The sequence below is a fragment of the Mucilaginibacter mallensis genome, assembly GCF_900105165.1.
Lineage (GTDB): Bacteria > Bacteroidota > Bacteroidia > Sphingobacteriales > Sphingobacteriaceae > Mucilaginibacter > Mucilaginibacter mallensis.
On record NZ_LT629740.1, the window covers coordinates 129,801 to 145,239 of the forward strand.

Here is a 15,439-nt window from a genome sequence, read left to right on the forward strand (position 1 = left end):
TCTGGTTCCATTTTAAACAAATCATTACAATAATATGCAAAAAATCCGAAAGCACGAGCGGAGTAACAAGCTCGTGACTTATAAATTCTTCTTGATGACCAAATTGACTTTTATATTGATGCTGCTTACCTTTATGGATGTATCAGCTAAAGTCTATTCACAGGATACTAAAATAAGCCTTTCTGTTGAGAATGTGACCCTTAGTAAGGCTTTAAAAGCAATAGAAGCAAAGTCGACTTATCAATTTTTCTATAGCAATAGTCATTTTCCTGCGGATAAAAATATAACATTAAACGTTAAGGATGTCTCTGTAAAAGAAGTCCTGACCAATATTTTGGCTAAGACCACCTATACCTACCATTTGCTGGGTAACCAAATCATTGTTATTGCAGATAAAAACGTTAAGTCTTCTCCTATCGTTATCAAGGGTAAGGTAGTTGACGAAAAAGGAATTGGCTTACCGGGTGTAAATATCCATATAAAGGGTACAACTACAGGTATTTCTACCTCATCTGATGGTAGTTACCAAATAACAGTCCCAACCGAGAATACCATATTGGTTTATTCATTTGTTGGTTATAAATCTCAGGAAATCACACCCAATGGACAATATATATTGAATATAAATCTGGTTCCGGAATCGGGGAGTTTAAATGAGGTTTTGGTAGTAGGTTACGGTACACAGAAGAAAAGTGATATTCTTGGTGCCGTAGCGTCATTTGATGCAAAGAACATTGAGGACAAACCTCTTGACAGGGTTGAGCAGGCGCTGATTGGCGAGATGGCAGGTGTACAGGTAAGGCAACAAACCGGTATGCCTGGCGTAGGTCTAAGTATTTTGGTTCGAGGTACCGGTTCTATTACGGCCGGAAATGAACCGCTGTATGTAATTGACGGTTTCCCGCTTGAGGTATCAAGCCAGAATTCCAACGGCACCTTTACCAATAACCCTTTAAATAACATTAACCCGGCAGATATTGAGAGTGTACAGGTATTAAAAGATGCTGCAGCAGGCGCCATATACGGATCACGGGCGGCAAATGGCGTTGTTATTATTACTACCAAAAGGGGCCAGACGGGTAAGGTTAAGATTAATTTTAATGCGAATACAGGAGTAAGTTCAGTTTCAAAGAAGCTGGATGTTTTGAGCGCGCAGGAATGGATAGAACAGGCGACCGATGTAGAAAATACCAACTGGGTGGCTTCAGGCGCAGGAAGAACTGCCGATCAAACCAGTGCGGAGCGGGCCGCTATTTTAGGGCTGACGAATGGTGCGGTAAACATTAATTATATGAGCGATCCGCGATGGACGGAGCCTGGTCATCCTGGCCTGACTTATGTGGATTGGCAGGACGAGGTTTTCCGCAAAGCGCTTTTCGAAAACTATAATTTATCGGCAAGCGGTGGAACTGAAAATGTAAAATATTTTATATCCGGCAACTACCTTAATCAAAACGGAACACTAATCAATTCCAATTACCTCAACTATGGCATGAGGGCCAATGTTGAAGCAAATGCCAGCAAGAAAATTAAATTCGGTATCAATCTGGCTCCAACTTATTCCATCAATAATGCGCCACCGGCCGAAGGTAAAGATAACCAACTGATGAAGCTGGCGCAAATGGTGCCGATTGTAGAGAGCTCAACAGGTATCAACACAGGTGCTTATGGTAACCCAACCTATGCCTGGGCTAGTGCGAAACTGGTGAGCCCTTATACATATCTCAAGTCTACAGTAAACGAGATCAAAATTTCCCGCTTATTGGGAACTGCCTATGCCGAATATGATGTGTTGCCCGGACTTGCTATCAAATCAACCGTGAACTATGACGGTATTAGTCAAACTACGAAAACCTATATACCGGATTATGTTGTCACCGGAGCGGCATCTTCGCTAACTACAAATCCCGGGCTTTATTCATCTGGTTCTTATACCGTATTAAGCCAACAGGACTTTTTAAATGAAAACACTATAAGTTATAATAAAACGATTGCAAATAAACATACCATTTCTGCAGTAGCTGGTGTTTCCTACAATATTGTGCATGACGAAACGGTTGGCCTGGCAACTGCCGGAGGCTATGCAAATGATATTATAACCACCCTGAACAATGCTATTCCAACAAGTGCCGGTGCAACCTATACCGGAACGAACACGGAAAGTAACAATACATTATTTTCCTATTATAGCAGGCTGCAATATGGCTATGAAGACAAATACCTTATTTCGGGTACCATCAGGAGAGATGCTTCTTCCAAGTTTGGCGCTGATAACCGCTGGGGGACATTCCCATCAGCATCCGTAGGCTGGCGGATTTCCAAGGAATCATTTTTTGATGATATTAAACCTGTAAGTGATTTGAAATTGCGCTTTAGCTGGGGTGAATCAGGCAATAATAATATCGGTAATTATAACTCGGTACCTACTTTATCGAGTGCGAATTACAATTTTGGCGGTAATACACCTATATCGGCTACGGGTCAGGTAGTTTCCGGCTTAGCCAATCCATATCTTAAGTGGGAAACATCAACTACGTACAATGCAGGCCTGGATGCCAGTTTCTTTGCGGGACGCATCAATTTAACAGTAGATGCTTATAACAAGAAAAACAGCGATTTGCTATTAAATCTTCCTGTTTTAGCAGCCAGCGGATTTACTACCAGTTTGCAAAACATAGGAGCTGTAGTAAACAAGGGGTTAGAGATAAGTTTAAATACAGTAAATATCAGGCGGCAGGACTTCCAATGGTCAATGAATGCCAATATAGCATTCAATAAGAATACGGTAACAGCACTAGGGCCGGGCAATGCGACGATACAGATCGCCTCGGCCTATAGTGGCAGCAATGCACCGTATTTGCTGGAGAAAGGACTTCCCGAATTCAGTTACTACGTAACCAAGGTTGAAGGTATACTAACCGCTGCGGATATTGCAAACCCCAAAGTGGCAAAAATAGCCGGTGAAATGGTTGGAGACCCCAAGTATTATGATGCAAACGGAGATGGTGTTATCAATGCCAACGATCGCGTTGTAGATGGTCACCCCAACCCGAATTATACATGGGGATGGACAAACACATTCCGTTACCATGATTTTGATCTGAGTATATTGGTTTATGGGCAGCAGGGTGGTTCCATATTATCCTATTTTGGAAGGGCAATTGACGTTGCCGGTAGTACATCTCAGAATATATTGGGTGTATGGAATGACCGGTGGACACCGCAAAACCAAAATTATAGCGCGCCAAGAGGAAAACTTGATCCTTCATATACAGTGCCCTACGTAACTTCTGACTGGATTTATTCAACAGACTTCATCAGGATACAGAATATTACATTAGGGTATAACCTAAAAAAACTGTTCCCCGACTCCAAAGCTATCAGTGCGGCGAGAATTTATTTCTCCCTTGAAAATTATTTCGGGCATGATAAATATAAGGGAGGCGTAAATCCTGAAGCACAGAATACTAACGTAAGCGGTAACAGCAGCTATGCGCTTCCTGGTGATTATGGCTCAATGCCTTTAAGTAAAACGGCGTCACTAGGTGTAAACTTTAGCTTTTAATTTACAATCATCAACAATGAAAATAAAGATATATATATTACTATTCATGGCAATAGCCATAAGTAGTTGCAATAAGCAGCTCGATCAGCAACCGGTTTCTAGCCTGGCAACCTCTAACTTTTACAGCGATAATAATGATTTTTTACAGGCTGTTAATGGAGTGTATTCCCAGTTAAAGACTTATCCTGACCAAATGATGTGGCTGGATGAAATGCGAAGCGATAACATCAACGCCATATCCGATGGGTTACGTGACTGGGACGGCATTAATGACTTTTATCCCACTATTGCATCAACTGCGTTTTTATCTACCGCCTGGAATAATAATTTCAATGGGATTTATAATGCCAACACGGTATTAAATGCACTTTCCACCAAAAGCAGTGTGATTGGCAGTAGCGCCCTGGCGACCCGTTACACTGCGGAATGCCGTTTTTTGAGAGCTTTTTATTACTTTCAATTAGTACGGTTGTTTGGCAAAGTACCGCTTATATCCACGCCGCTGACAGCCGGCCAGGTAAGCACCGTTCCGCGTAATGCTGTTGCTGATGTATATACGTTGATCATCAGCGACCTGCAATATGCAGCTACTAATTTGCCAACCTCCTACACCGGTAGTAACATTGGACGGGCAACTTCCTACGCTGCCGATGGGTTACTTGGTCTAGTTTATCTTACCCGCTCGGGCCCAACTTATGGAGTTGACGGCCCAGGTTTGGCCAGTAATGAATATGACAAGGCACTTGCCCTTTTCAATACGGTAATTAACAGTGGCCAGTATAGTTTTATAAGCAGTTACCCTTCTATATTTTCCTATGCTAATGAAGATAACCCGGAGGTTTTATTTGACGTGCAGTATGCGACCAGTCTGAATGGAGGTAGTTTTCCGAGTGATCTGGTACCGGTTGCTTATTGGACGAGCCTGGGCATTTCCAATACTTATGGTAATGGTTACGGCGCCAGTTCATTCACAGTAAGTAATAACTTAAAAAATTCTTATACTACCAATACAGTAAGCGGCACCGATACCCGGTATGCATTTAATATAGCAACCACTTATACGTTAGGCCCTTTTATTCAAAAATATATTAATGTTGCTAAAAAAGGCACCAGTGGTACTGATTGGCCTATCAATTTTATTGTTTTACGCTACACGGATATATTACTAATGAAAGCCGAATGTATCTTGAACGGAGCTTCAGGATCACAGGCGGATGTTGATACAATTGTTAACCAGGTAAGAGCGCGCGCAGGCGTAGGCTCACTTGCTAACGTAAATCTGACTACTCTAATGGAAGAACGCCGCCGGGAATTTGTTGGTGAAGGGCTGCGCTGGAATGACCTGGTGCGTGAAGGTATGGCGGTTACGACGATGAACGCCTGGATTGCAAGCGATGGCTTAGGAAACATTGATACGGTTATTCCTGATTACGTTATTTACCCGGTTCCGTCAACACAACTCCAAACCCAGCCGGGCTTGTATACACAAAATGCAGGCTATAATTAATGGCCTATCTATAAACTATTGCATCGTAGTAAATTTTAAAAACTTATAAAACTATGAAAGCCACATCTTATATAATGCTTGCCCTTATATGGTGCAGCGTTAATAATACCATATCTGCACAACAAAAAGCCAGTAGGCCTAATATAATCATCATTCTTGCTGATGATATGGGTTATTCGGATATTGGCTGTTATGGTGCGGAAACTCAAACACCAAACCTGGATGATTTAGCAAAAAACGGCCTGCGCATGACTCAGTTTTACAATGCTTCCCGTTGCTGCCCAACACGTGCCTCATTACTTACAGGTTTATACCAGCACCAGGCAGGCGTTGGCGATATGGTAAATCATCGCGATGTGCCTGCTTACCAGGGTTACCTGAATAACAATTGCGTTACCATAGCCGAGGCGCTTAAAGCAGGCGGTTATAATACGTTGATGGCCGGTAAATGGCACGTAGGTACAGATACGGCACATTGGCCTGTTAAACGAGGCTTTGATCATTATTTTGGTTTGATTGATGGCGCGAGCAGTTATTTTACGCCCACCATGCCTTATCGCCCTAACCAAAAACTGACCATTGCTTTAGATAATAAAGAGTTTACGCCAGGGCCCGGATGGTATTCCACCAATGCTTATGCCGATTATGCTATTAAATTTATTGAGGGGAATAAGAAAACAAATAAGCCATTCTTTTTATACATGGCGTTCACCAGTCCGCACTGGCCAATACAGGCATTGCCCGAGGACATAGCCAAATATAAAGGCAAGTACATGCAGGGTTGGGACAGGCTGCGCGAGGAGCGCCTGGCACGGCAAAAGGCGTCGGGTATTATGGATAAAGATGAAAAACTTTCACCACGCGATAAAAGCATCCCCGAATGGGATAGTTTAACTCCGGAACAAAAAGAACAATTCGATACTAAAATGGCAGTTTACGCGGCAATGGTTGACCGTATGGATCAGAACATTGGCCGTATCAGGCAAAAGCTGAAGGAATTAGGTGAAGATAAAAATACCGTAATAATGTTCCTGTCTGATAATGGTGCCAGCAACGAAAGTATTAAGGGCCCCGGTTTTACACCAGAAGTATTGGCGGCTAATTATAAACCAGCCACTGACCCAACTTCATTTACTGCCTATGAAACATTGGGTGCTAATGTTAGCAATACCCCCTTCCGTTTGTTTAAACACTGGGAGTATGAAGGCGGTACAGCTACACCTTTTATAGCGTATTACCCCGGCGTAATTAAGCCGGGCCGTATTGAGCGCCAGCCCGCACATATTATCGATTTGATGTCGACCTGTCTAGAGCTGGCCGGAGTATCGTACCCTAAAACCTATAACGGAAATGTAATTACACCCACAGAAGGCGTGAGCTTGGTCCCCTTATTTAAAGGGCAGCCATGGAAAGGCCATAATGGGTTGTTTTTTGAACACGAAGGAAACCGCGCGGTAAGGCAGGGCGATTGGAAACTCGTATCACAGCGCCCGGCAAATAAATGGGAACTCTACAATGTAAAAACAGATCGTTCTGAAGGAAATGACCTGAGTGCATCATATCCTGAAAAAGTAGCAGAGCTTTCGGCTTTATATAATGACTGGGCAGCACGTGCCGATGTTATTCCGTTCGATCAGTTAGGTAAATCTAAAGGCGAATAAACATGGCTATGATGCGTAAAGTGATATTGCTGAGTGCCTGCTGTGCTTTAAGTTTACAAGTATCTGCACAAATCTCGTGGCCGCAAATTACCAGCCAAACCAAGCCCTGGGCACGCTGGTGGTGGCAGGGTAGCGCAGTTAACGAAAAAGACCTTACAGGCAATATGCAGCTTTACCATAACGCCGGTTTAGGTGGCCTGGAACTTACACCCATTTATGGTGCTAAAGGTTCCGAAAGCCAGTTTATACAATACTTGTCGCCGGCTTGGGTTGATAAGTTGGTTTATACACTTAAAGAAGGTAAACGGTTAGGCCTGGGTATTGATATGTCCAATGCCAGCGGCTGGCCATTTGGCGGCCCGTGGATAGGCGATGCCGATGCTGCAAAAGATGTAGTTGTAAAAACCTATGCTTTACACGCAGGTGAGCAGTTAAAAGATACCGTACAGTACATACAGCAGCCTTTGGTTACTGCCGAAGGAGCAGTCCCGACCATTGAAACATTGGTTGATCCGATAGGCAATACTAAAAACCTTCAGGCCCTGGCATTGGTACAGGTGAAATTTAAAAAGCCGCTTCCGCTACAGGTTTTAATGGCCTATGGCGATACTGGGCAAAGTATAGATATTACAAATAAAGTAGATGCTACAGGTAAACTTAACTGGACAGCTCCGGCCGGTAATTGGAACCTGTATGCTGTTTTTATGGGCTGGCACGGCAAAATGGTGGAGCGGGCATCTCCCGGCGCTGAAGGCTTTGCTATTGATCATTTTTCTGAAGCGGCCATTAAAACTTACCTCAATCATTTTTCTGAAGCTTTTAAGGGCAGGGATTTGAGCGGTATCCGCGCATTTTTTAATGACTCCTACGAAGTGGATGATGCCCGGGGGCAAGCCAACTTTACGCCTCAGATTTTTGATGAATTTAAAAAGCGCAGGGGATATGACTTGCGTGAACATTTGCCGCAACTGTTTGCCAAAACACCTACAGAAGATGATTTACGTGTATTGTGCGATTACCGCGAAACTATATCAGATCTGATGCTTTACAACTTCACCCTGCCGTGGCATTCCTGGGCAAATGCGAGGGGAGCTTTGATACGTAATCAGCCGCATGGTTCGCCGGCAAATATACTGGATCTGTACAGCGCAAGTGATATTCCGGAAACTGAAGGAAAAGATCCCCTGCGTTTCAGGTTTGCTACTTCTGCGGCACATGTAAGCGGTAAAAAGCTGGTGTCATCTGAGTCAGCCACCTGGTTAAATGAGCATTTCCTGTCTTCTATAAGCGATGTAAAGCAGGCTATAGACAAATACCTTTTGGGTGGGGTTAATCACATTTTTTATCATGGTATCAGCTATTCGCCGCAATCAGCTCAATGGCCTGGATGGTTGTTTTACGCTGCCGTACATTTTGTACCGAATGATCCTACATGGAGAGACTTTTCAGCATTAAACCAATACATTGCCCGCTGCCAGTCGTTTTTACAGCTTGGAAAAGCGGATAATAAGGTGCTGTTATATTACCCCATTTTTGATAGTTATAGCGAGGCAGGTAAGGCACTGTTAAAACACTATGACAACATGTTACCCGAATTTAAAGGGACGGGTTTTGAGGCTACAGCTACCACAATGCTGAATAGCGGATATGGATTCGATTATATATCAGACAAGCAGATTGCTAATCTTGATGGAACCGTGGGCCAGCTCAATGTAGCTGATCAGCATTATCAAACCATTATTTTATCCGATATTCATTACCTCCCACTTGCTACCTTCAATAAGCTGGTACAACTGGCAACAGCGGGGGCACAGGTCATCATTTATAAAAATATACCTGTTGATGTGCCTGGTCTGGCTAACCTGGATAGTAACCGTAAATCATTTAAAACACTACTCGCCAAGCTTAATTTTACGGATGCCGGGAACAATATTAAAAAGGCGGTAATAGGTAAAGGAGCATTCCTTTTAGGCGATGACGTTGATCAATTACTTGCTTTTGCTGCAATAAAGCGTGAAAGTTTAACAGATCAGGGCCTGCAGTTTACACGCAGGCAATACGATAAAGGCTATTATTATTTCCTGGTAAATAACAGCAAGAATAAAGTGGATGAATGGGTACCATTAGGTGTAAAAGCTAATGCTGTTGTTTTGTTCGACCCTATGTTTAAACAAAGCGGACTGGCAAAACTAAGGCACAATGTAAATGGCTACCCTGAAATTTACCTGCAATTATTGCCGGGTGAAAGCCGCATTCTGCAAACAACAAGTCAGCCTGTAAAGGGGAATAATTTTGCTTATTATCAGTATACAGGAAAATCGGCAGCTATAAAAGGCATGTGGGCAGTAAAGTTCTTAGAGGGCGGCCCTGTACTACCGGCTGAAGTGCATCAAACAAACCTTACCTCATGGACTGCATTTGATGGCGATGATGTAAAAAGATTCTCAGGTACGGCAAGTTATTCCATAACATTTACTAAACCCGCTTATCATGCTTCGGCTTGGGAACTTAATTTAGGCGAAGTGCACGAAACTGCAGAGGTTTATTTAAATGGAAAAAAGTTAGCTGTGCTAATTGGGCCGAATTATCAGCTGCTAATCCCGGCCGGATTGTTAAAGCAGGTTAATCAACTTGAGGTCCGGGTGTCTAATTTAATGGTTAACCGCATTATTGATATGGACAAGCGGAATATTCCTTACAGGATATTTTATAATACCAATTTCCCGGCACATTTCAAGGAAGACCGTGGTACCGATGGTTTATTCAACGCTTCCGGTTGGGAACTTAAACCATCCGGTTTGATGGGGCCTGTAAAGCTTGAGCCACTTAAGTATCTGAATCCTTAGTGAATATCTACGCAAAGGCATGAAAATATACGATCGTTTATGGGCTGTTATCGCTGTGATGCTGATATGCGGTAGTGCCGCATACGCGGATACTGTTGACATGGAACCGGCATGGGTTAAAAATGCCGGGGCTCACCATCTGGCTAAAAAAAATAAGATTTTTGAAGTCACCACTTACGGTGCTGTAAATGATGGCAAAACATTAAATACAAAGTTTATACAAAACGCTATAGATGATTGTTCGGCACTGGGTGGAGGGATAGTAACATTTGCCCCGGGTAAATATTTAACAGGAGCTATTTATCTAAAACAAAATATACAGCTGCAAATTGCTAAAGGCGTGGAGATTTTAGGGAGCCAGGATATTGATGATTATCCTGAAATACCTACCCGTGTTGCCGGAATTGAAATGCTTTGGCCCTCGGCGCTTATCAATGTTTTACATCAGCATAAAGTATCCATAACGGGGGGCGGTATTATTAATGCGCAAGGGAAACCTTTTTGGGATAAATACTGGCAAATGCGTAAAAATTATGAGGCGCAAGGGCTCCGCTGGATTATTGACTATGATGCGAAGCGGCCCCGGGCGATCCTGGTTTCGGATGCTGAAGATGTGATGCTTAGCGGAGTTACCATTGAGCAGGCTGGCTTTTGGACGGTACAGCTATTGTATTCAAAGTTTATTACGGTTGATGGATTAACAATACTTAATAACATTGACGGCCATGGTCCGAGTACTGACGGTATTGATGTGGATTCTTCCGCTGATGTTTTAATCCAGAATTGTGATATTGATTGCAACGATGATAACTTTTGCCTGAAAGCAGGGCGTGACTGGGATGGCCTGCGCGTTAGCCGACCAACAGAATATGTAGTTATACGTAACTGCATAGCCAGGGCTGGCAGCGGGTTGCTAACTATTGGCAGTGAAACATCAGGCAGTATACGGCATGTGTGGGCAACGCATCTTTCAGCTATCGGAACAAAAAATGGGCTAAATATTAAATCTGCTGTTACCCGCGGCGGTACGGTAGAGGATATTCATTTCCAGCATATAGAAATGAAAGACGTGGGTACAGCTATCGCTGTAAATATGAACTGGAACCCGGCCTACAGTTATTCAGCCTTACCGGCCGGGTATGACACTGCGCACATACCTCCGCATTGGAAAAAAATGCTGGCAAAGGTTGAGCCTGCTGAAAAAGGTATACCTCATTTTAAAGATGTTTATATCTCCGATATCCACGTTTCAGGCGCAAAGCAGGCGATAAGTGTAACCGGGCTGCCCAAATCATTGGTCACAGGCTTCCACTTTCAGGATGTAAGTACCCAAGCTAAAAGCGCCGGCAACATAAGCTTCGCCGGTGATTGGACTTTTGACAGGGTATCGATAGTTGCGGAAGATGGCAGAAAAGTGAATATTACCGAATCAGAACAAGTTAAATTGTAATAATAAATGAGTACGAAAACTATGTTTTTGCAATAGACATGAATAAGCTATATAAAATTTCAATAGTACTTTTAGTAAGCCTGCTTACTACATCTTTCTCTTATCAACAAAAGCCAACTTTATACATTATCGGTGACTCTACGGTACGGAATAACAATAAAGAAAAGTGGGGATGGGGAACTATTCTTCTTGATTACCTGGATACCAACAGGATTAACATAAGTAACCAGGCAATACCGGGGCGTAGCACACGTACTTTTCTTAGAGAAGGCAGATGGAGCCATATCGATTCTTTGTTAAAGCCCGGCGATTATGTAATGATGCAGTTCGGGCATAATGACGGTGCTAAACCCGATACCAGCAAAGCCGGTTATCGTGGCACACTGAAGGGTACCAGTGAAGATACCGTGGTATTGACATGGCCCGGTGGTAAAAAAGAAACAGTGCATACTTATGGCTGGTACATTCGTAAGTATGTGCGAGATGCCAGGGCAAAAGGAGCCATACCTGTTGTATTATCTATGATCCCGCGTAATATATGGGTTAACGGGAAAGTTGTTTTGGCAGATCAGGACTTCGGTAAATGGGCAAAAGAAGTTGCTCAGCAGGAGAATGTTCCTTTTATTGATCTGAATAGTTTAACAGCCGAAAAATACAATGTGATTGGGCCAGACAAAGTGAAAGACTTTTTTCCAATTGATCATACGCATACTAACAAAGCCGGGGCCATCATTAATGCCGAGTCGGTGGTTCAAGGCATCGCTCTTTTACCCGGATTTTCATTGAATGACTATCTTATAAAACATAATTGATTCAGATTTTTATTGGTATTTTAAAAACTGTACGGATGGGATGTAAACCAAAAAGCGGGCAAGACCTAATGTTAACTTTTTTAGAATGAGACAGGTCAAAAAGAAAAGTAATCACAACAAAGAAGTCAAGGCACGGCTACGCAAGGATTATATTTAATAGTTATTAACACTTAAAGGGCTCGATTGCTTTAACTCAGTTACGAAATAGTCCGAAAAATGATGAAGGAACTACTAAGTAAGAGAACCGGTTGTATTCGAATCAATTTTATTATATTAAGTTAAATTGACTATTTAAAGGGCGATTTATTCATGATGAAATTATCAATTGGCAAATTAAATACCGCCCGAATTTTTTGTTTATCGGCATTTCTATAGAAAATATAAATGCCTATACATCAGTTTATATTGGGTTCGAATCCTGTCAACTCTCTCAACCAAATCCTAAAAGTCTTTAAGAATATCTTTTGATTACACGTTTATATAACTCATTGTTAATCAATATGGGGCAAATACTTATTATTTACATTATAAAAATAAGAGATGAACCTAGTTTATTACCATTAGAATATCATGTTTTAGGAGTAATGCAGTTTAAGTTTATCTTGTCATAAATGCTTGTTTCTTTTGGATTAACTTTCATTTTGTACTTCTTTTCAAATGCCTTATAATCAGTATTTTAATATTATTTGAGTATAAATGAGTAGTCTTTTTTCTTAAATTTTCTTGCCGGAATACCTTCCTTAGCGAAAGTTTGAATTATTAGTTTAATCCTAACACTGGTGGAATTTTTTTATGTACTTATTTAGTGAATCTGGCTTCTATCAATTTATGATTAATCATCTAAATCATAATAAAATTACATACTACTGTTATTAAATAAAGATTAATTAAGAGCTGAACTACAGGGCCCAAAATGTCAAAATTTTCTACACATCACATCGGAAGCTTTAAAAAAAAACATTATTCAGATTTCTGGTTTACAAATGGATATTCCAGCTGATTGTAAAAGTCTTGAAATGATGATTTTTAAGAAAACCAAAAAGCGGATCAGTGAAACTACCATCAAACGTTTTTATGGTTTTGCACTAGCCAAACATAATCCTTCGTTATTTACATTAGATACACTAACAAAATATTGTAATTACAATAACTGGGATGATTTTATCAAAGAACATAACAATATATCCATAAATTCTAAAACGCATGTTGTTGACTTAGATATTTTGAAAGCTAAAGCCATGAAAATGACCGCCTTTACGCTTCAGGCTTTAAAAAACAGATCAGGTATACCTTTACGCAATGACAATCAAGCGAAGGTTTATGGATGATCATTTTGAAGCATTTTTAAACAGTACATATACAGCAACCGTACTTGTAGCCCCGGTAGGATATGGTAAAACTTTAGCCCTTTGTCATTGGATAGAGGAAAGAATGGCAATAACAGGATCTAATGACATAATCTTGTTTTTTAGTTGTAATGCTTTAATGAATGTTCATTTAGGTGGGGGGAATTTAAATAGTTGGTTGATTTCTTTAATGGGATATTCCAATGAAGAGCATTTTGTTACTTTATTGGAAAATCAGCATAAGAAGGATGGATATGTTTTTCTTATGATTGATGGCATTGATGAAAACTTGTTTAGATATGGGCAGTTCCAGGTACTTATAAATCAATTGATAGATATTATTTCTATTTATCGATTGAATGCTTGTTTTAAACTCGTTTTAACCATGCGCTTGTCAACCTGGGTTAATAATAGTTATCTTTTTAAGAACACGCTAGATGTTTGTTTTTTTGGAAATTTAAGCAACCAAAATCCGGTAAGCAATACGCCGCTTTTAAGCATTAATGAAATTAATGAACTGACAATCAATTGTAATTTAGGAATTCAAGGAAGCTTGCCAAATAATTTAACACAAATCCTCAGTTATCCATTATATTTTCAGATTTATAATAAACAGTACAAGAACAACTATAATCCTAAAAATATTGATAAAATGTCCGTCCATAAGCTGATTTTTAGCTTTATGTCAGACAAATTGTGCGCAGGCCCATATTCTGCCGAAAAATCCTTTTTAATAAAGGGATTTGTAAAGGAGATGGATTTAATGAAGGGGATATTTAAGGTAGATAAATGTAAGGTGATTGATTTGATAAAAAGATATAATAACGCTTATCTAGAGTTGTTGAGTATTGGCTTTTTTCAAGAATTGAATACTGAATATGACATTCTGTACAAAACTAATCTTGAGTTTGGCAATGCTTATTTTTGTGAATTTTCAATTGCAAAAACTCTTCTTTTTAACAATAACGATTTATTTGATGAAAAACTAGTACAAACTATTAATCAATTTTTAAATATTGAATACAGGCTTGGAATAATTAAATGGCATCTGATTTACGTCGTTGAAACACGACAATATAATAGTTTGCATCTTGTATCAAAAATTGAGTTAACAGCTAATGATAAACTAAAGATAATAGATTTTTTAAGTGACCTGCTTAATAATGATGTGCTTAAAATAAATGATAATGATGCGTTAATCCAATATTTTAATCATGATTGTGATCAGGACTTTTTTGATTTTTATCTTGGGTTAGAATTGATCAATTTGAACTATCCAAAGGCCCTTAATATTTTATTAAACCACAAACTATCCACAGAAAAGCAAATCCTGGTATATTCAAACTTAGCCATCATTTCGATAATTGCCCTTGATTTAAATGGATTGGAAAAATATATTAATCGAATGAGCGCCTTCTCGAGTGAGGATTATATTGGACTTCCCATCAATCCATTAAGCTGTTTTAAAGCTATTTATTCTTATTTTAAATATGGGGTTATTAAAAATGATTGCTTTGATGATATAACCCAGTTTTGTTTTAATCCTCCAATCAAGAGAAGTGGATTTCGTGATAGACCTGCTAATGATGTATTATATTTTATTGGAGTTATTACCTTAAAAATTTGTCAAAATCCCAAAAAAACAATTCGATTTATAAATGCTGTAAATAAGCATTATAGGCCGATAACAGAGAGTCCCACCGCTTACAATATTCTTTTTAAAGTTATTATGATAAATGAATATATTATAATGCGCGACATAGAGGAGGCGGCAAAAATATATAATTCTATACAAGATACTTTTTATAGGTGTAAAAACCACATAACTCCTTTTATGGAATCATTATTTAATACAGCTAAGGTAATAGTAAGTAGTTCTTGTGAGCAATACGCATCCATACTTACAGACATTAGAGTTATTAATGTAATCGTTGATAAATTAGATAATAAACTTTTTAAGATTTATGTACTCGCACTTCATTTAAAAGATGAGAATAGTAACGTTTATAGCACTTTATATAAACAAATTCTTTATGATTATAAAAAAATGATCCGGCAAAATCAATTAAGCCTTTGCCTGTTTTTAGGAAATCAAGTAGCTTGTATCGGATAATAGGTGTTTAAAATTAAATTTTCTCATTAATTGCAATCAAATAAGATATCTTCACACTTAAGATTGTATTCTCCCTGGTGTTCTGCTTCTGTACATTTTACGCTATCAGTATAATGATTCAGCAAATCTTTTTCTCCAT

The 15,439-nt window shown here is 39.9% G+C and carries 8 protein-coding genes; all 8 read left to right on the forward strand.

The window, feature by feature from the left end; all coding sequences use genetic code 11:
* The first annotated feature begins 94 nt into the window (after positions 1 to 94).
* On the forward strand, positions 95 to 3,565 hold the full coding sequence (locus BLU33_RS00590) for a TonB-dependent receptor (protein WP_232009363.1): 3,471 nt from the start codon (positions 95 to 97) through the stop codon (positions 3,563 to 3,565).
* A gap of 16 nt (positions 3,566 to 3,581) precedes the next feature.
* Positions 3,582 to 5,072 carry a RagB/SusD family nutrient uptake outer membrane protein gene (locus BLU33_RS00595; RefSeq protein ID WP_091367711.1) on the forward strand — a complete coding sequence of 497 codons (1,491 nt, stop codon included), beginning with the start codon at positions 3,582 to 3,584 and terminating at the stop codon, positions 5,070 to 5,072.
* 53 nt (positions 5,073 to 5,125) lie between these two features.
* Positions 5,126 to 6,733, forward strand: coding sequence for an arylsulfatase (locus BLU33_RS00600; RefSeq protein ID WP_091367713.1), 1,608 nt, complete (start codon positions 5,126 to 5,128; stop codon positions 6,731 to 6,733).
* A gap of 2 nt (positions 6,734 to 6,735) precedes the next feature.
* Positions 6,736 to 9,579, forward strand: a complete 2,844-nt coding sequence (locus BLU33_RS00605) for a glycosyl hydrolase (RefSeq protein WP_197684545.1) — start codon at positions 6,736 to 6,738, stop codon at positions 9,577 to 9,579.
* Positions 9,580 to 9,598: 19 nt separating this feature from the next.
* Positions 9,599 to 11,029, forward strand: coding sequence for a glycoside hydrolase family 28 protein (locus tag BLU33_RS00610; protein ID WP_232009364.1), 1,431 nt, complete (start codon positions 9,599 to 9,601; stop codon positions 11,027 to 11,029).
* 38 nt (positions 11,030 to 11,067) lie between these two features.
* A complete protein-coding gene (locus BLU33_RS00615) occupies positions 11,068 to 11,841 on the forward strand; it encodes a rhamnogalacturonan acetylesterase (protein ID WP_091367715.1) in 774 nt (257 codons plus the stop codon).
* A gap of 983 nt (positions 11,842 to 12,824) precedes the next feature.
* The gene (locus tag BLU33_RS00620) at positions 12,825 to 13,169 is read left to right on the forward strand and encodes a hypothetical protein (protein WP_091367717.1); all 345 of its coding nucleotides are present in this window, start codon (positions 12,825 to 12,827) and stop codon (positions 13,167 to 13,169) included.
* The gene (locus BLU33_RS00625; RefSeq protein ID WP_091367719.1) at positions 13,162 to 15,300 is read left to right on the forward strand and encodes a hypothetical protein; all 2,139 of its coding nucleotides are present in this window, start codon (positions 13,162 to 13,164) and stop codon (positions 15,298 to 15,300) included. The genes BLU33_RS00620 and BLU33_RS00625 overlap by 8 nt, the downstream gene beginning before the upstream one ends.
* Positions 15,301 to 15,439: the final 139 nt, after the last annotated feature.